At 56.7% G+C, this 21,466-nt stretch carries 18 protein-coding genes; 8 read left to right on the top strand and 10 right to left on the bottom strand.

Annotated elements, in window-relative coordinates:
- Nucleotides 1–2: 2 nt before the first annotated feature.
- The 7 genes from tssE to MCRY_RS08180 all read right to left on the bottom strand — a co-directional run bounded on the left by tssE (nt 3) and on the right by MCRY_RS08180 (nt 6,430).
- Nucleotides 3–500 (bottom strand): type VI secretion system baseplate subunit TssE, encoded by a 498-nt coding sequence (gene tssE / locus MCRY_RS08210; protein WP_085629019.1) that lies wholly within the window; start codon nt 498–500, stop codon nt 3–5.
- Nucleotides 493–1,326 (bottom strand): type VI secretion system accessory protein TagJ, encoded by an 834-nt coding sequence (locus MCRY_RS08205; RefSeq protein ID WP_085629018.1) that lies wholly within the window; start codon nt 1,324–1,326, stop codon nt 493–495. The genes tssE and MCRY_RS08205 overlap by 8 nt, the downstream gene beginning before the upstream one ends.
- Nucleotides 1,327–1,380: 54 nt before the next feature.
- Nucleotides 1,381–1,842 carry an Hcp family type VI secretion system effector gene (locus tag MCRY_RS08200; RefSeq protein ID WP_275296621.1) on the bottom strand — a complete coding sequence of 154 codons (462 nt, stop codon included), beginning with the start codon at nt 1,840–1,842 and terminating at the stop codon, nt 1,381–1,383.
- 112 nt (nt 1,843–1,954) lie between these two features.
- On the bottom strand, nt 1,955–3,448 hold the full coding sequence (gene tssC, locus MCRY_RS08195) for a type VI secretion system contractile sheath large subunit (RefSeq protein ID WP_085629016.1): 1,494 nt from the start codon (nt 3,446–3,448) through the stop codon (nt 1,955–1,957).
- A 3-nt stretch (nt 3,449–3,451) separates the two neighbouring features.
- Nucleotides 3,452–3,976 carry a type VI secretion system contractile sheath small subunit gene (gene tssB / locus MCRY_RS08190; protein WP_138488195.1) on the bottom strand — a complete coding sequence of 175 codons (525 nt, stop codon included), beginning with the start codon at nt 3,974–3,976 and terminating at the stop codon, nt 3,452–3,454.
- Between the two features lie 72 nt (nt 3,977–4,048).
- Nucleotides 4,049–5,086, bottom strand: coding sequence for a type VI secretion system protein TssA (gene tssA, locus MCRY_RS08185; RefSeq protein WP_085629014.1), 1,038 nt, complete (start codon nt 5,084–5,086; stop codon nt 4,049–4,051).
- A 219-nt stretch (nt 5,087–5,305) separates the two neighbouring features.
- Entirely contained in the window at nt 5,306–6,430 is a 1,125-nt protein-coding gene (locus tag MCRY_RS08180; protein WP_085629013.1) for a class I SAM-dependent methyltransferase, read from the bottom strand.
- A 413-nt stretch (nt 6,431–6,843) separates the two neighbouring features.
- Here MCRY_RS08180 and MCRY_RS08175 point away from each other — a divergent pair, with 413 nt between their 5' ends.
- The 6 genes from MCRY_RS08175 to MCRY_RS08150 all read left to right on the top strand — a co-directional run bounded on the left by MCRY_RS08175 (nt 6,844) and on the right by MCRY_RS08150 (nt 11,193).
- Entirely contained in the window at nt 6,844–7,233 is a 390-nt protein-coding gene (locus tag MCRY_RS08175) for a hypothetical protein (protein WP_085629180.1), read from the top strand.
- Nucleotide 7,234: 1 nt separating this feature from the next.
- Nucleotides 7,235–7,858 carry a MotA/TolQ/ExbB proton channel family protein gene (locus MCRY_RS08170; protein ID WP_244897893.1) on the top strand — a complete coding sequence of 208 codons (624 nt, stop codon included), beginning with the start codon at nt 7,235–7,237 and terminating at the stop codon, nt 7,856–7,858.
- A 9-nt stretch (nt 7,859–7,867) separates the two neighbouring features.
- Nucleotides 7,868–8,308: an ExbD/TolR family protein gene (locus MCRY_RS08165; RefSeq protein WP_238939521.1), complete on the top strand. Its 441-nt coding sequence runs from the start codon at nt 7,868–7,870 to the stop codon at nt 8,306–8,308.
- Nucleotides 8,305–8,721, top strand: a complete 417-nt coding sequence (locus tag MCRY_RS08160) for an ExbD/TolR family protein (RefSeq protein ID WP_085629012.1) — start codon at nt 8,305–8,307, stop codon at nt 8,719–8,721. The genes MCRY_RS08165 and MCRY_RS08160 overlap by 4 nt, the downstream gene beginning before the upstream one ends.
- Nucleotides 8,718–10,325 carry a DUF4384 domain-containing protein gene (locus tag MCRY_RS08155; RefSeq protein WP_085629011.1) on the top strand — a complete coding sequence of 536 codons (1,608 nt, stop codon included), beginning with the start codon at nt 8,718–8,720 and terminating at the stop codon, nt 10,323–10,325. The genes MCRY_RS08160 and MCRY_RS08155 overlap by 4 nt, the downstream gene beginning before the upstream one ends.
- Before the next feature lie 160 nt (nt 10,326–10,485).
- Nucleotides 10,486–11,193: a hypothetical protein gene (locus tag MCRY_RS08150; protein WP_138488196.1), complete on the top strand. Its 708-nt coding sequence runs from the start codon at nt 10,486–10,488 to the stop codon at nt 11,191–11,193.
- 3 nt (nt 11,194–11,196) lie between these two features.
- Here the strand turns inward: MCRY_RS08150 and MCRY_RS08145 are convergent, their stop codons facing one another.
- Nucleotides 11,197–12,702 carry a caspase family protein gene (locus MCRY_RS08145; protein ID WP_085629009.1) on the bottom strand — a complete coding sequence of 502 codons (1,506 nt, stop codon included), beginning with the start codon at nt 12,700–12,702 and terminating at the stop codon, nt 11,197–11,199.
- A gap of 370 nt (nt 12,703–13,072) precedes the next feature.
- Between MCRY_RS08145 and MCRY_RS08140 the strand changes: the two genes are divergently transcribed.
- On the top strand, nt 13,073–17,839 hold the full coding sequence (locus tag MCRY_RS08140) for a DUF4214 domain-containing protein (protein ID WP_085629008.1): 4,767 nt from the start codon (nt 13,073–13,075) through the stop codon (nt 17,837–17,839).
- A 78-nt stretch (nt 17,840–17,917) separates the two neighbouring features.
- On the opposite strand, the gene MCRY_RS08135 is transcribed toward MCRY_RS08140, so the two are convergent.
- On the bottom strand, nt 17,918–18,979 hold the full coding sequence (locus tag MCRY_RS08135; protein WP_085629007.1) for an OmpA family protein: 1,062 nt from the start codon (nt 18,977–18,979) through the stop codon (nt 17,918–17,920).
- 209 nt (nt 18,980–19,188) lie between these two features.
- Between MCRY_RS08135 and MCRY_RS08130 the strand changes: the two genes are divergently transcribed.
- Nucleotides 19,189–20,661: a caspase family protein gene (locus tag MCRY_RS08130; RefSeq protein WP_138488197.1), complete on the top strand. Its 1,473-nt coding sequence runs from the start codon at nt 19,189–19,191 to the stop codon at nt 20,659–20,661.
- Between the two features lie 17 nt (nt 20,662–20,678).
- On the opposite strand, the gene MCRY_RS08125 is transcribed toward MCRY_RS08130, so the two are convergent.
- Nucleotides 20,679–21,458, bottom strand: a complete 780-nt coding sequence (locus tag MCRY_RS08125; RefSeq protein WP_085629006.1) for an IclR family transcriptional regulator — start codon at nt 21,456–21,458, stop codon at nt 20,679–20,681.
- Nucleotides 21,459–21,466 lie beyond the last annotated feature (8 nt).

The raw sequence follows: 21,466 nt of genomic DNA, 5'->3' as shown, positions 1-21,466 counted from the left end.
GATCACCCTCCGTGCTCGAGCGAGATATGCCCGGTCGTGGTGTCGAACTGACTGCGCAGGTACAACTCTGCTGGGACTGGTTCCGCCCACATGTCCGCGATGATGTCGAACACGATCAGCGACTCGCGCGTTTCGTCTTCTGTCCGGCTGACCACGCTCAACGACCCGTCGATCAGACGTGGTTCGAAAAGTTCGACGGCCCGGCGGATCGCGTCGCGTACGGTAAGTGCGCGCTGAGTGTTCGCGAAATCTCCGGTTGAGTCAGGTACGCCATAATTGACCACCGAGCGCACCACGTTCGGGTATCTCTCTGCATCGAGTGTGGTATCAAGGTTGCCCGTGTTCAAAAGCCAAGCAAGGTCTCTTTGAATGATCTCGCGCAGCCTGCGAATGTCAATTACTCGATCCGATGGATTTTCCGTTGTCTTTTCCGGGTTGTCATCGGTGAGGCGGTCAAGGATGGACGGCTGCAGCCGGTCTGTCAGAGTTCTGTCAGCCATCTACCCCGACCTCGCCTTCGGTATCGGCCGACACCGGGGCAAACTGGAAATTGCGCGTGTCCATCAAAGACACTTCGCTTGTGTCCGTCGCCAGCAAACGTTGTCCCAAACCGGCAAAGGTGTCGCTGCCAAGGTCTTCCCATTCGGTAACGCGGGACAGCTTCATGCTGTCATTGCCCCGCTCGGCGGTGCCTGCATAGCGCGTCGGGATCAGCCCCACCAGTTCGCCACCGTTTTTGAGTGTCAGGTTGGCCGCCGTCCAGACCGTGTCGCGCAAATCCTGTGGCGGGTCGATCCGCAGGCTCGATAACACGTTGAACGGCATCCAGAAATATTTGCCATTGATAATGATTTCGAGAACTGGACCCAGCCGCATGTCGGCATCTGCGATCCATTCGAAATCTTGTTCGTCCAGACTTCCCGATGTGGTTGGCGCCTTGTCGAACGCCTCTGCGCGCAAATCGGCCGCCCGGTCGGGACTACCTTGAGCCAGCGCTTTGAGCCCTTGGGCCAAAAGGGCGACCCAATCCTGCGGTTCGCCAAAAATCAATGGGTCCTTGTCGCCTGCGAAAACCTTTTCGCGAAACACTTCGCAGATGATCGCCTCACGGTAGGTTTGTGCCATCGGCAGGGCCTCCGCATCAAGCTGTGCAGACAGCTTGAGTTGGGCCACCGCCCGTTTCCAGTCGCCCATCACACAGAGCAACTGGAACAGAAATGTTCTGAGTTTCGCGTCGTCCGGTTTTGCCCGGACGGCATCTTGCAAGCTCGCCAATGCACCGGATAGGTCCCCGGCTTTCAACAGGTCTGTAGCGGTATTCTGCACAGGCGAGCTCCTTTTCTTAGTGACTTCAGTATTTCAAGATATCGGGCTGCAGGATTAGAATTTCTCGTCTTGAGCCGCGATATCGTACTTGAACTCGGGCTTGGCTCCTTCGGCACCTGTCGGCGTCTGCTCGATGTATTTGATGTGAAAAGAGCCGAAATTCAGTGACACATTTTCCGTCAACCGGTCTTCACCACCGGAACCACCTGTGGAGACACTTGTCACAATGATGTCCTTGAAATGGATTGTGTAATACTCCATTTGCTTGCCACCTGCTTTCCGGCAAATCAATTTGCCTTCCGTGATGTGCTTGCCGGTGGCGACATGCTGCATCAGAACCGGTGAGGATTTATCAATCCATTTGGTGATCGAAATATCCTGAAAGCTGGCACGGCCCGCGCCGCTGCCGCTGCCCATGTGTGTGGTACCAGAGTTACTGCAACCAAAAGACCATGCAAGGACGTCGATCTTGTCCTTTTGGGTCTTGTCCTGCGATTCTCCCGGAACGCCTTTCAAGTCTAGAAACTGGTCTATAGCCATAACGATACTCCTTTCGAAATTTTTGCGGAAAAATCCGCGTTGGTTTGATTGGTTTCATGCGCGGCAGGTGTCCCGCAGCGCATCTTCTTTATTGTTTCTCAGCCGGCAGTTTTGACACCAACCGAAGAGAGACAGAAAGCCCTTCCAGCTGGTAATGCGGACGCAGGAAGAATTGTGATTTGTAATAGCCGGGATTTTCAGGATCAGCCTGAACCTGCACTTCAGCCGCCGCCAAGGGCTTTTCCGACTTGGTGCGTTCTGACGAAAGATCTGGATTCGCATCTACATAGTTGCCAATCCAGTTGTTCAGCCATTGCTCCATATCGTCACGCTCTTTGAACGATCCGATTTTGTCCCGCACCATGCACTTGAGGTAGTGGGCAAAGCGGCATGTCGCGAAAAGATACGGCAGGCGTGCGCCAAGGTTGGCGTTGGCCGTTGCATCGGGGTCGTCATAAACTGCCGGCTTGTGCAACGACTGTGCGCCGATGAACGAGGCCTGATCGGTGTTCTTGCGGTGCAAAAGTGGCATCAGTCCCGCCTTTGCAAGTTCCGCTTCGCGGCGATCGCCGATCGTCACTTCGGTCGGACACTTCATGTCCACGCCACCATCGTCGGTCGGGAAGGTGTGCGTTGGCAGACCTTCGATGGTTCCACCCGATTCCACGCCACGGATACGGCTGCACCAACCATATTCCTTGAACGACCGGTTGATGTTGAACGCCATCCCGTAGGCCGCGTTCACCCATGCGAACTTGCTGGAATCACCGTCACCAGTGTCTTCCTCAAATGCAAACTCTTCGACCGGGTTGGACTTTGCGCCATAGGGCTGACGGCCGAGAAATTTCGGCATGGCAAGGCCGATATACTTGCTGTCCTCACTGTCGCGCAGGCTGCGCCAACCGGCATATTCCGGTGTCTGGAAGATCTTGGTCAGATCGCGTGGATTTGCCAATTCGCTCCAGCTTTCAAAGTTCATAAGGGACGGGGCAGCTGCCGCAAGGAAGGGCGCGTGTGCAGCAGCACCGATTTTGGCCATCTCACCCAGCAATTCGACGTCGGGCGGGGTGTGATCGAAGTAATAATCGCCCACGAGGCAGCCATAGGGTTCGCCACCGATCTGGTCGTATTCTTCGCCGTAAAACTTCTTGAAGATCGGCGACTGATCCCAAGCTGTACCTTTGAACTTGCGCACTGTCTTGTGCAGGTCCTTCTTCGAGATGTTCAGAACCCGGATCTTGAGCATCTCGTCGGTTTCTGTGTTGTTCACAAGGAAATGCAAACCCCGCCACGCGCTTTCCAACTGCTGGTATTCGTCGTGGTGAATGATTTCGTTGATCTGCTCGGACAGCTTGCGGTCGATTTCGGCGACCATCGCCTCCAGCGACAGCAAAACATCCTCGGAAATCAGGCTTGCATTCGCAAGCGCCTGCTGGGCCAGCGTCTGCACCGCAGTCTCGACCGCAGATTTTGCAGAATCCGTGCGCGGCTTGAATTCCTTTTGAAGCAGGCTCGCGAAGTCGGACTCAGAGGTCTCGGTTGCGCCACCGTCGACCTGTGCTTCTGTTGCTTGTTCGGCCATATCTTAACCCTCGTCCTTTGCAGCATCATCCCCGTCGCTGGGTGCCGCCTGTGCAGCAAGCGACTTGAGAAGCGCGGGATCATTCATTGTCTTGGCGATCAGTTCTTCAGCGCCGGGCTTGCCATCCATGTAAGTCATGAGATTGGACAGCTCGTTGCGCGCTTCCATCAGCTTGCGCAGCGGCTCGACCTGTTTGGCAATGGCGCCCGGAGAAAAATCATCCATGCTTTCGAAGGTGACATCCACCGAAAGATTGCCTTCGCCGGTCAATGTGTTCGGAACCGAAAACGCGACGCGGGGTTTCATCGACTTCATCCGGTCGTCAAAATTGTCGACGTCAATTTCAAGAAACTTGCGGTCGGCGATGTTTGGCTGTTCAACCTCGGACTTGCCGGCAAGGTCGGACATCACCCCCATGACGAACGGCAACTGGATCTTCTTTTGCGAGCCGTAAAGTTCGACATCGTACTCGATCTGAACCCTCGGCGCGCGATTTCGCGCAATAAACTTCTGTGAACTGGACATAATATTTCCCCATCTGTTGTTCGCGTTTTTTGATATTCACGTTCCGAAAGCGCCACACAGTGCATGGCATGGGCATCACCAAGAGCTGTCGCTCGGCTCGCCCTCTTCTTCCTCGCTTAACCCCCCCACAAGTCGGACATTCGCGGCCCCTTCGGGCGCGAGCTCCTTGATAATCTCCATGAATTCCGCACCGACCAGCCGCTTGGCACGCTTGAGCAGGATGGGCAGCGGGCTAGAAGGCTCGTGCCGTGCGTAGTAATCCATGAGCCGGTCAAGAGCCGCCGTCACATCCGCACGAGTCTCGATCACGCCGGGTACGCCACCGCCGCGCATCGCAGGCCGCGCGCCAGTTGCCCCGTCATCTGCCGCGTCCGAAGCTTCTTCGATCGGATCAGCGCTTTGAACGTATTTCGAAAGCAACTTCACGATCTTGTTCAACAGCTTTTGCAGCTCGTCCAATGACGGGCCGTATCCAGGCGTCTTTTCGAGAAACACCGCATCAATCGCGTTCACATTTTCAAGCGCAGTCGAGGCGGCGTTGAAATAGGCCTCAAGTTCTTCATCAGCAGTGTCGGTAAAGGCAGCCTCGATCTCGCTCGAAGATTTCGGCGTTTCATCATCTTTCGGCTCTGCCTCGCCGTTGAGGATTTCGAAATCCCGAAGCGTGACGCGCCCCATGACCCGGCTGTTCGTCAGTTGCGCCGCGGTGCGCAAACCACGCAGGATGGTTGTCCGTCCAGCCAGCCCGCTGACTGCGTTGATCCGCATCATCGGATCATTGTCGTCTTCCTCGTCCAATTGAGGATGACACGTGTCCCAGAAGTCTTCGAGACACCCACGGATATACCCCGTGATTTCTGCAAACCCAACAAGCCCGTTCAGTCGTGCCTCGCTGTCAGCAAGATAGACAGCAGCACGGATGTCGTGGCTACGTTCCAGGATGACCCGGGCCTTGCTTGCCAGATCCTTGTAGTCTGGATCGCTACCCTCAACGATCTCTGAACCAGCTTGCCGTTCTTCTTCGGGCTGACCAGCCAGCTCCATGGCGATGAAATCCGGATCATACTCCAAATTTTCGCCGCTCGGCGCATCGTCACCGTGAGATTTGAGCATATCCGACACGTAGGCAGCCTTTGCTTCACGTAATAAAAAAATCAAAACGCCCCGCTTTGGGCAAAAAAACTAAACGAAGGTTATCAAGTCTTTGTGAAAAATCCAGATTAGAATGTGTCCTAGGGTAAATTTCTTGGAATTCGTCCTGTCGATCGGTGTTCCTGAACCTTGGCGCGATGTGCGAAGCTCCACGGCGTTGACGTTATGCGACGTACAGTTTCAAATCAGCGGCACATGGCGCGCAATGTCGTAACCGGAGTGGCGGGACGCCTTGAGAAGCGGGGTCCAAATCGTCGACATGCGCTCTTCTTCGGCTTGGACGACAGCGACGCCTGTCTGTTCCGCCTTGCGGCGCCATTGGTCTGCTTTGTTCTGCGATGTCTTCGCCATGTACACCGCACCGTCCACACGCCCACAGCCCAGCTCCGCGTATCGCTGAGCGAACCCGCAATAGGGGGCGATCAGAAGTGCGCCAGGCTGGGCGCTGTCGACAATCCTCTTCTCCATCTCAATGATCTTTTCGTGGTCGCGGATAGGGCGGTAGAAATAAATGACCTCGTACCCATCATACCCGTCAAAGGTCAGTGCATCCGCTTGAAACGCAGTAGCGTCTTCCGCATCAGCCTTCTCGAGGATCGCGCGCGCCGCGTCGACATATGTCTGCTGATAATCCAGCCCGTCCGATTCCTTGAAGTATCGCCGGGCCGACAGCACTTTCAGACCGCCACCGCAGCCCACGTCGAGAAAGCGCATCCGGTCTGTTTTTTCCATAGCAAGCAGCACTCGATATGCCGCGTGAAGATGTTTGTGAAACTCACTGTTGGGCAATGCGATGTCGGGAAAACACCCACTCTCATACGCGTCGCCTGATTGCTTATGCTGGTTCAGGATGGCGTGCACCCAGTCGAACACATGATCACTTGCCGAGCTTTGGGCCTTGGCAAGCGGACTTTGCTGCTTTTCGTACAGCGGCACGCGCTTTTTCCGACTTGCTACCTGCAACTGAATCATGTCGCGCATCAGGCTCCATTGGTTCAACTCGACGCGCAGCAAGCTGCTGCGTGTGCTGGCCACGCCCCATTCGCGTCGGAGCGCAATCAAAGCATCATGATCCGAAGCATTCGCTTCATGCGAAGTTCGGACCGCGTTTTGGCGCATCAGCATATTGGAATAGTCGCGCACTGCTGTTTCGATCTTGGCACAAAGCGCTTCGACTTTTTGGTCGTTCATCTTGTTCCGCAAGGCCATTTGCGCAGCAACTTGGGATACGAGCGTACGCATTGACTCGCGAAACGCCTGCAGTTCGGCAATCACATCCTGTGGACCTTCGACAGCGTCAAGCATACCGCACCCCTGCAAAAACAAACATTCTGATCAAACACTTCAACAACAAAAAACCGCCCAACCGACGTCAAACAATCAGCTGCGCCACAATCCTATCATTCAGATTAAAACCGAGTCTGACAAACATTTTTCGACAATTCACGCCGAACTCACAGCTTGGACCTGATGCAGATGGCAGCGCCTAAGCAGACCGCAGGCTTGACCGAAACACTGACTTCGCGTTTCCTTGTGGGCAGATATGATAACAGGCCCATGCGCAGCAGCACGATGGGCAAAGCCACGCTAAACGATTTTGTTTGAGTGTTTTGCGTCCGTCCTTTGACGTGACCAAACTGCATAAGAAGACCTGTTCAGCACAGGTCGCATCACGGGAGGTCGATGTGAACAAAACCTTTACTTGGCTGTCGGCGACGATGCTAGGCGTCATGGCAACATTCGCTTCTGCGCAATCGGGCGCCTTGTCAGTCGAGTTGAACAAGTTCGAACCCGGTGAACCTAATGGATGCCAAGCCTATTTCTTGTTTCGCAACGAAACCGGCAAAAGCTTTGAAGGGTTTGAAATGAGCCTCGCCATTCTTGACGGCAATGGGGTCATCGACCGCCTTTTGTCGATCGACGCGGCCCCCCTTCCCGTTCAGCGCACGACGCTCAAACTGTTTGCGATCCCAGAAATCGCATGTACGGACATCTCCGAAATCGTCTTGCACGACATGCCAGTGTGCAAGCCACAGAACGAAGACAACGCGGACTGTTTTGCATTCCTCGAACTGGGCAGCAAGACCGACGCCGCGCTGGTGAAGTGACGTGTTAAACGCATTTGCCAATATCGGCACAGGCGGACCGATCATTCTGTTGCTGGCGATCATGTCGGTCTTTTCGATTGCGCTCATCGCATACAAAATCGTCCAACTATTGCCGGTGCTGAAAGGTAACGCCATCCGAGATGCAGCACTCGCCAGTTTCGAGGCTGGACGGATCGACGAGGCACAACGCAGCGCCGAAAGCGGCCCTGCTCCAGCGGACCGCGTCCTCGCGTTCGCAATTAAAGCACTTGGCAAGGGCCGTTCAGGGCCCGCCCTGATGACCGAACTCATGCGGCGTGGGAACGAAGAGCTTGCACGGATGAACTCGCATATCCGCCTGTTGGAACTCATTGCGATGATCTCGCCCTTGCTTGGCTTGCTGGGCACGGTCCTTGGGATGATCCAGTCATTCCAAGAGCTTGAGCTGGCGGAAGGCGCGGCCAATGCCTCTGTGCTGGCCGGAGGCATTTGGCAGGCACTGCTCACGACCGCCGCCGGGCTACTTGTGGCGATCCCCGCCGCTGTCGGCGCTTCACTTTTGTCGGGCCGCGCTGAACGCGCGGCACAATTGATCGAAGGCGCTGTCGCCCAATTGATGCTGATCGCGGATCAGCCCAGCAAATAGGGGCGCATCATGCAGGACCCCAGCACTCTGGCTCTCACACGACCGAAGCCTCCGAAAGCTTTGATTTCGCTCGTGCCAATGATCGACGTGCTGCTGATCTTGTTGGTGTTTTTCATGGTAACGTCGACCTACCTCAATCTCGATATGATCCCGGCGGTACAACGGGCAGACGATCCCGCTATTGCAGACCCTCAGCTTACCGAAACGGCTGGAGCGCCTATGATGATCCGCATCGGATCGGATGGCATACCAACAGTGCGGGGGGAAGGGCTGGCCGTGCCAGAGCTTGAAACCTTGTTCCTGAGCCGTTTGCAAGACACCCCTGCGTTGCGTGTGCTCATTCTTCCGTCCGGCGCTGCAGACATGCAATCGCTCGTTTCGGTGATGGACGCCGCAACCCGTTCAGGTGTGACCAACCTGCGCGTGGTGAGGCTCGAGGTTGCCGAATGAAACTGTCGCGCCCCGCCAAGCGGCAGCCACCCGAGACCATCGTCGCCCTGATCGACGTGGTGTTCTTTATGCTGGTCTTCTTCATGTTGATTGGTCGAATGGACGCCACTGCCCCCTTCGATGTCAGCCCGCCGACCGCACAAACCGGGGCGGATATGCCCTCGGGCGGGACCACCATCTCTCTTTCGGCCTTGGGTGAGCTTGCAATAGATGGAGCGCCCGTCGCTGACGACGCGCTGAACGAAGTGATGGCGAACCGCCTGCGTGACACATCAGAAACGCTTGTACGCATCAACGCGCATCGCGAAACCGAACTGCGCCACGTGCTTCCACTGATAAGTCGCATCGAAGCTCTTGGCGCAGAGGAGGTTGTCTTGGTCGTCACCCCCGAAACCACGCCTCCGGTTCAATGATCCGGGGCGGGTTGATCTGGACGCTTGCTGTCGCCGCCTCGCTTGGCGCGCATGGTGCCGGGGCATTTGCGTTGTATCTGGCAACCCGACCTGGCGACATTCCCGAACAACCTATGCCGGAAACGCAACTCGAACTCGCCGCGTATCAGGTTCAGCGCAGCACGGCGCGCGAAACGGCACCTGACTCGGATCAGGCCCGGGCCGGTGATACAAGCGGCACTGCCTTGGGACAGGGTCAGGTTGCGACGTCCCGCGCAAGCGCAATCGATGCCGAAAGCATTAAAGCCCCTGCACTTGCCGCTCAAGGCAGCAGCATAGCGCCCGAGGCACCAACGGGGCCTCAAGCTGAAACCGTTGCCACTCCTGCGCAATCCCTCGCCGCGGCGATCGTCCCGCAGACAAGCGCACCGTCGGCAGCACTTGAAACAAACAGAGCCACAGTCTCCGCTTTGGCATCCAATGCCGCCGCATCTGTGGCGCTCGCGGTTGAGCCGGTGATGGTGGCAGATGCGATTCCCGCTGCGGCGCGCGCCCCTGCTTTGGCGGTGCCTGCGACACCAGCCCCTCGGGCAGCGATTTCTGTTCAGTCACAGTCGGCTAGTGCCGTGCAGACTGCTGTCTTTCGCCCCGCTGAAACGGAATTGGCGGCACCTGCGGCACAGTCGCTTGTCGCTAAGAACAATATTGCAGAAGAATCCCAACCCGATCTTGTTGCCATCGCCCAGCGCCCGATTGATCCAGCCATGGCACAGCCCGTCGCACCAAAATCTGATCGCGCCAGAGCCGCGCTTGCATTTCAGGGCTCGGGTGATGGTGCAGTCGATCCGGTGTCCCTTTCTGCTTTTCAAAGCTTCATGGAGCCCAATGATCTGGGCGGAGCAGCCGCCGAAGTCCGCGACGGAATCACCAGTATCCTGAGCGCCGTGCCCTGTTCGCGTCTGCAGGTCGAGTTCGACCCTACGGACAACACACTGGTTGTTGCTGGTCACGTCCCCGCCCCTGACCTGCGCGCAAGCGTGGTTACCGCGATGCAAGCGCAGATGGGGGCAGATATTCCGGTTCGTGACAACCTGCTTATCCTGCCACGCCCACAGTGCGGCGCCCTGTCCGGCATCGCCAGCGTCGGTCTGCCCCAGTCCACCGACCAGATCATCAACCCGCTTCTTGTCGGCAAGAGCACCCACGCTCGCGAGTTTCGTTATGCAGCTGGCAGCCCACTGATCATGTCCCTGCAGGGCGCAGATTACGATGCCTATGTCTATGTCGATTACTTCGACGCAGATGGCAACGTTTTGCACCTGATGCCCAACCAGTTCAGCCCGCTGACCCTCACACCCGCAAAAGGTGCGCTTCAGATCGGGTCCGACACCGTCCTCGCGGCCGGCGAGCCTGGTCTTTACATTGAGATCGGCCCACCGTTTGGCCAAGAGATCGCAGCCGCCTTTGCCGCGTCGGTTCCGCTCTATGACGGCGTACGTCCACTCGTTGAACCGGCTGGTCCGTATCTCGAATGGCTGAGGGATCGTGTCAGTGAGGCACGCGACGAGAACCCTGATTTCAAGGGAGAGTGGGTGTATTTCTTCGTCACCACCGCTGCCGACTAGTCCACTCTGCCCCCAGTCCCTGACACCAAACTTGCGTTGTGGACGGTCCCGTCTTACCGTTGGGTCAAGAACCCGCCGCACGACAGTTGCAGATTACCCGATGACGGTGGTCCTGTTTGGTTACACCGTGCCAATCACATTCAGACGGAAAGCCCGATCCATGATTTCAAAGCCACCCACCGCCCGCATTTTCGGCCTTCCAGTGATCATCGGAATGTTGTCGACCCCGCTCTATGCGACCACCCCCGATGCCCTTGGCAACCTCAACCTGTCCAGCGGAGCATCGGTCAGCATTGAATTGGTCTACCCACGATACGCGCAGGTGGGTGGCGATGATATCGGTGGAGGATCGAACAACGATTCGTCCGGGAACGACAATGTCCAAGTCCCCAGCGGCCCATCCGTCGCGGCCTCGAATGCGCGGACGGCGCAGATCGTCAACCAGATCAACCAGATCCAGCGGATTTGCGAATTCATGGGCGACGAATACAAAGTCGCCTGTTTCGCCACGACGTATCGCGAACTTGCGCAGGACATTCCTGCAAATGGCGACTATGAAGAGGCCCGCGAAGTCCTCTTGGACACCGCTCGCAAACTGGATAGGCTCACGCGCAATAATCTTGATCGGAACAAGCCTGCCCTGTCGGCGCGTATCCAAACCGATAGCGGCCAATCCGTTCCAACCCCGCCGATGCGGGCGGTACAGGCGGATCGCGCTTCCGAGTTGAACCGCCAAGCCAGCAACATCGTTGCCGAAGCTGAAACCATCCTCCTGCGTTCAGCAAGCTCTGATGCGACGCGCGCCATTCACTATCAGCGCATCGCAGCTGCCGTCGGGTCGAACAAGGTTCTGCTGCGGTCCAGCTAAGCCCTATTCCAGCCCATAGGCCGCCCGGATCCCACGCTTGGTTCCGGGCCCGATATCTCCGTCGATGCTTCCTTCGTAAAAGTTGAAGGCCTGCAATTGCGCCTGCAACTCACGACGCGTTTCCTCGGCGAACATGGTTGGGCGCTCCAGAAGCAGGTTGAGAACATCCTGGCTGCCACTGCGCAGCGCAGCGTAAAGGTATTGCGCGGCGTCCTTGGGGCCCTTGTTCGCGATCAGCCCATCGTCGATCAGCGCGGCGAAATTGAATTGTGCTTCGGGATGCCGCAGATCGGCAGCGCGTTCAAAGAATTCGAGTGCTTTCTCGGGGTTCGGGCGCAGGCCAAGGCCGCCTTGATAATGCAGGAAACCCAGATCGTTGATAGCATCGGCAAAGCCCTGATCAGCGGCTGCCTGATACAGCTCAAGCGCGCGGGCCTCGTTCACCTCGACACCGATACCCTGCTCGTACAGCTTGGCAAGTTCCATCTGTGCCTCAGGAGAGTCACGTTCGACCGCCCGCTCAAGGAACCGCACCGCCTCAGCCGGATCGAACCGGTTGTCGTCGGGGTTCAGACGGATATAGGCCAGCCCCAGCATAGAGCGCGTGTCGCCCAGATTGGCGAGGGCCAGCAATTGGGATTCCTGATCCGGGCGCAGCTTGGACCACGATTTGGAGGGTTCTGCCGCCGCGACATCCGGCGTGTCTTCGGGGCCGCCTGACAGGTAGAACGGCTGCCCAGTCAACGAACCGTAGGTATAGGGTTCCTGAAGGTTCCGCGTCTCGGAGAGAACGGCATCGCGCACTTGCCGGAACATGAGGCTGATCTCTAATCCGGGCTTGGCCATCTTGTCCATCAACGCCCGTGCATAGGGGCTGTTACCCTGCGTGCCGTCCAACGCAACCTGACCGTCCTTGGCGGCAAACGCCACCAATGTGCCCCGATCCGGGTTTGCAGGCGCAAGCCCTCCGACGCCACGGGTCGCCTGATCGGTGGATTGCAGCGCAGATTGTACGACGGCATTGGTGTCGATAGACCCGCCCAAAGGATTGTCCCGGCAACTGTCGAGGATCACGATCCGCATGACCCGCGCCTTTTCCACAACGGCCAGCATTTCCTTGAGTGAAACCGACTGGTTTTGAACGTCGACATTTGTTCTGGGCCGCGCATCGATCGGCATCAGGAAGTTCTCTCCCTGCACTTCGATCCCGTGCCCGGCAAAATATATAAGCGCAAGATCCGCCGTTTCTGACCGGAATGCGAAATCGCGCATCACGGAACGCAGTTCCGCCAGACTGGCATCAATCACCCGGGTCACATCGAACCCAATGTCCGTCAACGTATCGGCCAGTGCCTCGGCATCGTTTCGGGTGTTCGCCAACGGCGTGACGGCGTCGTAATCGGCCATGCCGATCACAAGCGCGACGCGATCAGGCGCTGCCCAAGCCGACCCGACAGCAGAGGTCAGAAGGAAGACAGGAAGGACGAAAAGTCGGATAAAATGGTTCATGACTTGATCCTATCACATGTTTGGCAACGCGCAGACGCAGCATAGGCCGAGACGGTTCGAAATTCACTCAAATCTTCGCGAAATCCACCAGAGGGCCAGACCTGCCTCGTTTTGCAGCAAAGCCCAGAAAGTCGCCCACCATGCAAACGGCCCGAATTTGATGCCCAAACAACCACGCCCAACTTGACTCAAGGTCCGTTTGCCCGTCTCATCAACACGCCTATGCCGCGATCGTCACTGCCTCGTGGAAATCCGCGAAGCTGCCCAATAATCAGTCAGAAGCCTTCTCACCGATTTCTCTTAAATTCGTATCGCGCCCCTATTACCCGGCTTCTCACGAAGCCCAGACATTGCCAGCGGAAGTGACGTTATGGAAGAATTTCCAGATTTTGACAGTTCGTTAGATTCTCTCGAAAATTTTGGGTCGGCCATCGCAGGTGTGCCCGCATTAGGTGGCATATCGGGGCCCAACGACTTCGCGGACTGGTTCGAAGTCGCCCTGACTGCTGGAAATCAATATGAAATTCAGCTCCGAGGGGCTGCCACGAACGACGGAACTCTGAATGACCCCTATTTCGTTGGTGTGTACGATGACTTGGGTGACCTCATCCAGGGCACAACTGACAATGACAACGGAAGCGGTTTGAACAGCCAAGTGCTTTTCACGGCGCCGTATTCGGGCACCTACTACTTTTCTGCCGCAGATGCTGCCTCTTTCATCGGCAGTTCGAACTTAGGTCTTGGTGGCACGTACACGCTTGAATATTTCGACCTGACCCTTCCGGAGGTCATCAATGAAGGTGACGACATTACCTTCTCGATACCAACCGAAATCCCATCAAACATACCTTTCCCAGGGAGCGGAAGCCTCGACGATTTTATCGTCGATCAGCAAATCTCAGTAATTGTAACAAGCGATACCGCCATCAACGGTGAGGATTTCACCGTCTCCTACTCCTTCGGTGCACCTCAATCCCTCACTTTCACGGCGCTGTCCGACGATTTAGTCGAAGACGATGAAAGTGTTTCTGTCAGAGTCTTTGGAACGGTCGATTGGAGTGCAGGTGCCTTCGGCGGCACCACCACTACGGAAATCGACTTAACCCGCAGCTTCACGATCAACTCGGCGCCCTACGGCGTGCCCGATCCGATCCAGAACTACAGCTTCACCGAGCCCGAGGTCATCGGCAACGTCCTCACCAATTTCGCCGACGGTAGCGAAGAACTGTTCACCGCGATTCCCTTCACCTTCGAGTCGCCAACTGCAACGGGCGAATTGCTGGCCAATGGCGATCTGCTGATCAATAGCGCCTCGGGAACGGCAGGCCAAAGCCTACTCATCCGCTTCACGGCAATCGACGAACGCGGCGCACGCACAGAAGCTGAGCAGATTGTCGAATTCGGAACGCTCGACGATTACCTGCCTGGCGTAGATGCGCTTGAGTTCGGCAGCATAGATGTCGGCACTTCAGAACTGGGCAGCATCGAGCAACTCGACGATCGGGACAGGTTTGTTGTGTCGCTCGAAGCGGGACAGCTTTACGCCATCACACTCAACTCCGCGTCCGACGGAACGCGCACGTTGGCGGATCCCGAAATCTTCGGCGTCTTCGACAGCCTGAACAACTTGGTTCCGGACTCCTCGGACAACGACAATGGCCAGGGTCTGAACGCGCAGGCCGGACCATTTGTCGTCGGGACAACCGGCTCGTATGAAATCGAAGTTGGCAGCCATACGCCTTTCGGGCTTGGTGGATATGAACTGACCATTCTGTCCTTGGGTTTCGCAGATGACTACCTGCCCGGCACCTTTGCCGAGTCTTTTGGCTTTGCGGAAGTAGACGTGCCAGTCTCGGGTGACATTGAACGCATCGGAGACCGTGACAGGTTCGATATCTCTTTGATCGCCGGTGCAGAGTACGACATTTCGCTTGAAGGGTTACCGACGGGCGGCGGAACGAACCCCAACATGCAGATCGTCGGGCTATTTTCAAGCACCGGTGCCTTCATTGCGGGCAGTAGTGACAGCAACAACGGAGTCGACACAAACGCGCTGGTCACTGGCCTGACTGTGCCGACTGATGGCGTCTACCAAGTGGAAGTCGCAGGACAGAATGATACCACCACAGGTGATTACACGCTGACAGTCGACTTCACGGGGTTTGTCGATGACTTCCTGCCTGGCATCTCTGGCGGTTTAGGCTCTGTCGCCGTCGGAGGCCGTGCTACCGGCGAGATCGAAACAACGGGAGACATCGACGCCTTCCGCGTATCCCTGCAGGCCAACACGACCTACGAGATCAACTTATTGGGTCAGGCATCGAACAACGGCACTCTGCTTGATCCCGAACTACTCGGTATCTTCTCCTCAAGTGATATCAGCGGATCGCCGATAGGGTCAGTACAGACTCTGAACCAACAGTTGATCGAAGATAACAGCGTCTCGTATTTCACTCCACAAAGCGCCGGAGAGTATTTCATCGCCGTTCAGGACGCGTTCGATGGTCTTGGGACCTATACCGTCGAGGTGATCGACATCGGCGTACGCGATGATTTCTCTGCCGATATCGAGACAACGGGAACTATCACTCCGGGTGGTGCCGCGACCGGTCGGATTGATTTCACCAGCGACAACGACTGGTTCGAAGTGAACCTTACCGCCAATCGCCTGTATGAAATCAGCCTTGTCCCCCTGAGCGGCGGCAATGCTCTTGCCGATCCGTTCTTCAATGGAGTGTACGACAGCTCCGGACGCTTGATCCAGAACACCTCGAACGACGATGGCGGTGTAGGGACAAGCAGCGCTCTGCAATTCGTCGCGGACCAAAGCGGAACCTACTACCTCTCCGCGGGTGGGTTTGGCGACACCACAGGCCAATATCGGCTTGAATTGAATGATCTTGGCCCGTTGGACGATGGTCGGTTCGACATTACCATTGAATTTGCATCCGGTGATGTATCCGATGACTATATTTCGGCCTTCGAAGACGCTGTCGAGCGTTGGGAAGACATCATCACCGGCGATCTGCCGTACGCGTTTGTCGAAGGCTATGGCTATGTCGATGACATTCTGATCGAAGTCGCGGTCGAAGACATCGAACTGAGCTTCGAAGGTGTCAGTCAGACCGTTCTCGCAATTTCAAGCGTTCTCGACCAGCGCGACGGCCTGTCAGGCGAGGACCCGCTTCCGACCTATTCCCGGATCGTCATCAACGCGGAAGAAGTCGGCACATTGCTCAACCTTGATGAGTTTGTCGCCAACACTATCGGCCGCGCCCTTGGCTTTGGCGCACTTTGGGAAGAGTTCGGCATCGTTCGCCTAATTGACGGTGTTCCGACCTATACTGGCTCGAACGGCCTTCGCGAAATGGCCGAGTTAAACGACGACCTGAACGGGGTAAACGCGCTTGAAGACGGGGCCAACGGAGGGCTAGCCGCCGAGTATTGGAGCGAAGCGGTGTTCGACGAGGAACTGATGACCTCTCGCACAGAGAACCGGCGTCCCGATGCGGGCCCAGGCAACCCCGGCATTCCCGACAACCCGATCAGCGCACTTACAATCGCGGCGATGGAGGATCTTGGTTACACGGTGGACTACGGCGAGGCCGATTTCTTTCGCCTTGATCCCGGTGCAGTGGGCCGACAGACGTCACAGGGCCAAGCCACGTCGCCTGCGACACCACTGGCACAAAGCACGGCCCAACAGCGCCTTCTGGCCGACCTTCCCAATGCCGATGCTATCCCCAACGGCGCCGCCTATATCTACGCCCGCCCGAATGTTCTGTCTGAAAGTCCGGGCAGTTTCGCCCTGAACGATGCCAATAGCGAACTTGTCTTGGCAAATGGCACCAATGTCGTTCTCATCGAAGCGGTCACCGGCGAAACCCTCAACATCGAACTTACCGGCACCTTCTCGAAGAACAACCCAGCCGAGATTTCCCAATTGTCCGGCACGGTCGATTCGATGGAGGTGCGGTCATTGGACGGTCAGTTGCTGTTCAGCGTTGATTACACGCAAGAACCTACGACTGTCGCCGACGTGGCGGCACAATGGCCGAACTACGCGATCGACGGAGAAAACATCATCATTGTCGATACGCTGCCCGGTGCCGTTGTCCGGGTGAATCCAAACGGCGGTGGTCCGAATGACAACCGTATCTTCACTGGTGCCAGCGACGATTTTGTCCGAGGCGGAGACCTTGCCGAACTGATCAATGGCGGGGCTGACAATGACACCCTTGAGGGCGAGAACGGCAACGACTCGCTTGTCGGTGAAGCTGGCAATGACCGGCTTGAGGGCGGGCGCGGAAATGACCTTGTGAATGGCGGAGCAGGCATCGATACAGCTGCCTTCTCTGGTGCGCAAAGCGCGTATACATTGACGTTGAGTGCTGGCTCCACGGTCATTCAGGACCGTCGCGGCGACGGCAATGGTCAGGACACATTGATCGGCATCGAACGTCTGGATTTCGATACAGATTTCTTTGACGGCATCCCCTTCGACCTGCAGCAATTCGCTGGAACCACCGGCCTGTCTGTGACGGATTTCGAAAACTTCATCGAACTCTACATCGCCTATTTCAACCGCGCACCCGACGCGGTTGGCCTCAACTTCTGGGGTACAGCCTTTGCCAATGGCGTGAGCCTTGCGGAATCCGCCGGATTGTTTGTCAATCAGGTAGAAACACTGGCCGCATACCCAACCGATCTCAGCAATTCTGACCTTGTGGCAACGATCTACCAAAACGTGCTTGGGCGTATTCCCGATCAGGCGGGCTTCGAATTCTGGGTCAACGCCTTGGACAGCGGCGGTATTGGTCGAGATATTGCAATCCTCGGGATCTTGGGCGGGGCCAAGGCGGACCCACCCACAGATGCGACTCAAGACTTCGTCGACCAGCAACTGGCAGACCGCGCCTTTTTGGCGAACAAGACCGATATCGGGGCGTATTTCGCGGTGCACAAGGGCATGTCCGACCCAGATCATGCGTCCGAAGCGATGGGGCTCTTCGACGGCTCGGCGGGAAGCATCACCAACGCAGTTGCCCGGATTGACACGTTCCACGACGCAGCGCTGAACGCCAATACCGGCGAATTCCTGATGCCTTTGATCGGGGTGCTGGACGATCCGTTCTAAACGGGTCACACAACAACCGGCCACGAAAAAGGGCACCCAAATCGGGTGCCCTTTCTCATTTCCAGATCGCTTGGATCGTTATTCAACCAGCGCAGTGAACTCGATACGACGGTTCCGCGCACGGTTCTCTGGCGTGTCATTGTCCACGATGGGACGTTCTTCGCCATATCCTACAGCAGTCAGACGGTCGCGCGGAATACCCTTGTCCGACAGCCAACTTACCACCGAGGATGCACGACGTTCGCTGATGGATTGGTTCTGCTGATCGCTGCCAACGGAATCCGTATGACCAGCAATTTCCAACCGGAACGTCGGACAACGGTTCACGATATCGAAAAGGTTTTCCAAAAGCGGGATGCTCTTGTCGTCTAGCCGCGTGCTGCCGGACGCAAAGAAGATATTGCCGGTCTTCGACAGGATCTCGAAACGACCAAGACAGGCTTCTTCCGTCATGTCACCCTTTTCCTCAAGTGCGACTGCCGCGGGTGTAAACACCGCTTCGGGCAAGTTTGGCGGCGTGCCGGACTGCGCACGATCGAAGACAAAGTTAAAGCTCACAACCCCAATAGGCGTGATATCGACATTTGCCGCTTCTTCCAGCTTGCGGCGTCCTTCTTCCAGATCAAGCTCTTCCAGCGTGAACGCGATGGGCGTGATCGACGACACAACAACACGGTCATTGTCGATCAAAGTCACGGCGACATCCGTACTCCGCTCGAGCGTGACGCCGCGCAGAGTGAAGGTATAATCAAGCTCGATTTCCTTGCGACGTGTCAGATGCAGGTCGGTCAGCAATTCAGGCGACAGCTGTGTGGTGATCACGGCCTCGGGAAAGCGGAAGGTTTCAAAAAATAGAAACCGCATCCGTACATTTCGCAGATCGACCTTCGTATCGACCGAATCCAAAAGAACCCTGACCTGTGCCTGACCGTCCTCGGTGATCAGGCCCGAAAGTGTTGCGAAAGAACTTGTTTCAGCAATTTTTGACTTCTTGACTGACAAAAACCTCAATTCGGACGCCTCACCATCCAAATTCCAGCCATACTCGAACGGATCAGAGCTCTGGGCAGACGCCAATCCCACGGGCAGGACGAGCAAGAGGGCAATGGTACAGACGAAACGGTGGAGAATGGTTTTCATAATGACCTCGCAGATGAATTGCGCAAATAGGTGACGGCGTAGAAGTTTAGTAATGCTGAACTTTAGCACAGAGCTTGCATGCTTGCCTAGGACACGCGATACAATGTGGACATTGAAAAATATTACACCATTTTTTTAAGTGTACCAACCGGCTACGGCAGGAGGAAGCTTTGACCGACTGGCTACGAAGACTCGGAACGTCTATTTTAGTGAAAGCAATTGCCGCGACGGTGGTGACTGTCGTTGCCTTGCCTGCGTCCGCACAAGAGCGGATTGCTCTCGTTATTGGCAACTCAACCTATGAAACCGTGTCCGCGCTCGACAATCCAAACCGTGACGCGGAACTGATCGCATCGACGCTGGAACAGATCGACTTCCAGGTCACATTGCTGATCGACGCAACTCAGGTCGAAATGAAGCAGGCTTTGTCCGATTTCGGCCGCAACCTGCGCAGCGGAGGCCCCGATACCACGGGCCTGTTCTATTACGCGGGCCACGGTGTCCAGAGCTTTGGCAACAACTACCTGCTGCCTGTCGATGTGGCGCTCAGCGATGCGGCTGATCTGGATCTCCAAGGCGTCGAAGCGCAATCTGTTCTGCGCCAGATGGCCTCGGCCCGCAATCGCACGAATTTCGTGATCCTTGACGCCTGTCGCAACAACCCGTTCGAAGACATGGCGGAATTTGATTCTCCGGGTCTGGCCGAAATGAAGGCCCCAACGGGCACCTTCCTGTCTTACGCAACATCCCCCGGTGCCGTCGCTTTAGACGGGCTTGGGCAAAACAGCCCCTTCACCACCGCCCTCGCCCGCGAGATGACCCGCCCCGGTTTGGCCGTCGAACAGATGTTCAAACAGGTCCGCGTGTCGGTTCTTGAACAGACCAATGGCATGCAGACCCCGTGGGACACGTCGTCGCTGACCAATGATTTCACCTTCGTCAATGCGCCGATCCAAAACCCGGAAGACCTTGCAGCGCGGTCATTGTGGGAATCGGTTCAAGCCACAAAAGACCCGGTACAGATCATGTTGTTCCTGCGTGGCTATCCCGACAGCGCCTATGCGGAAGAAGCCCGCGCGCTTCTGGCTGCTGCAATCGAATCCGAACTGACCAATGACACCGCGGCAGTTGCACGCCCCGCCCCTGCCGCACCTCCGGCAGACGAACAATCCATGTTTGAAGCCGTGCAAGCCAATCCAACTGTCGAAGGCTACCGTAACTATCTCGATGCTTTCCCAAGTGGAACCTTCTCGGAATTTGCCCGTGGAGAAATTGCGGCCCTAGAAGCTCAGGCCAGCACTGATCCGGTCGGCGAAGGCGTCAGCCCTGCTACAGAAAACACCGAAGTTGCGATGGCCAACGTTGAACAGGAACGCTCGACTGTGCCGAATGTCGTCAAGTTCGACCTGCCCCTTACCGCTCCGGGATCGGTGATCGACGGAATCATTCTGTCGGAAATCACAAATATGTCGCCGATGTTCCCTCCGGTCGAAGGCTTGCCGGACGAGTTCTGGAAAGAACAGTCCTGCTCGAATTGCCACGAGTGGAATCAGGAACGGCTCTGCGATCAGGCCAATGTGTACCTGACGCTCAGCGGCCAGAAATCGCTGGAGAAGCCGCATCCGTTCGGTGGCATCCTCAAGCGGAACCTGCGCCAATGGGCAACCGGCGGCTGCGAGTAAGCCTAGACTTCTGATGCCTAAAGATGGCCAAGCGTCTCAAGGCGCTTGGCCGCTTTCTGAACATGCGGCACCATCCCAATCAGTGCGTCCAGATTGTATCGTTGCCGTGGCGCATGGATGGACAGCGTAGTCAGCAACCGGCCTTCGGTGTCTTGAATGGGTACGGCGATGGCCACCATATCATCCATGAACTCTTCGTTGTCGGTCGAAAAGCCGCGCGTCCGTGTAACAGCCAATTCATCCATCAAACCGTCGACATCAGTGATCGACTTGTCGGTGGATGGATCAAGCTGCAACCACGACAACACCCGCTTCAACTTGTCCAAACGCAGCGAAGACAGGTACATCTTGCCGCTCGCCGTACAGTGAAACGGCACCTGCGTGCCGACAGGCAGCTGGATGCGCAGCGGCCAATGGGTTTCGACCCGATCCAGATACACCATCCCGTATCGCCCCGGCGCTGCCAGATTGCAGGTCTCACCCACCTCGCTGGCCAAGGCTTGCATAATGACCAATCGTTCGGTCCGCAATCGTTGCGATGACAGGGTGTTGCCCGACAGCTTGCGCAACCGCCGACCCGGTCCATAAGACCGCCCGTCAATGTCGCGCTGCAAAAACCCCTCTTCCTCTGCCGTTGCCAGCAATCGGTGAATGGTCGGCTTTGGCAGGCCGAGCGTTTCAGACAAGGTAGACGGGGCAACCGGCACCCCTGCCCGCGCGACTTCTTCCAAGATCAGAAGAAGTCGCAGATTGGTCGGGATCTGCCCTTTGGTTTCAGAGGCAGAGGCGTCGGGCATGCAATCGG

The organism is Marivita cryptomonadis, from assembly GCF_002115725.1.
Lineage (GTDB): Bacteria > Pseudomonadota > Alphaproteobacteria > Rhodobacterales > Rhodobacteraceae > Marivita > Marivita cryptomonadis.
This window is presented reverse-complemented; position numbering and strand designations above follow the sequence as displayed.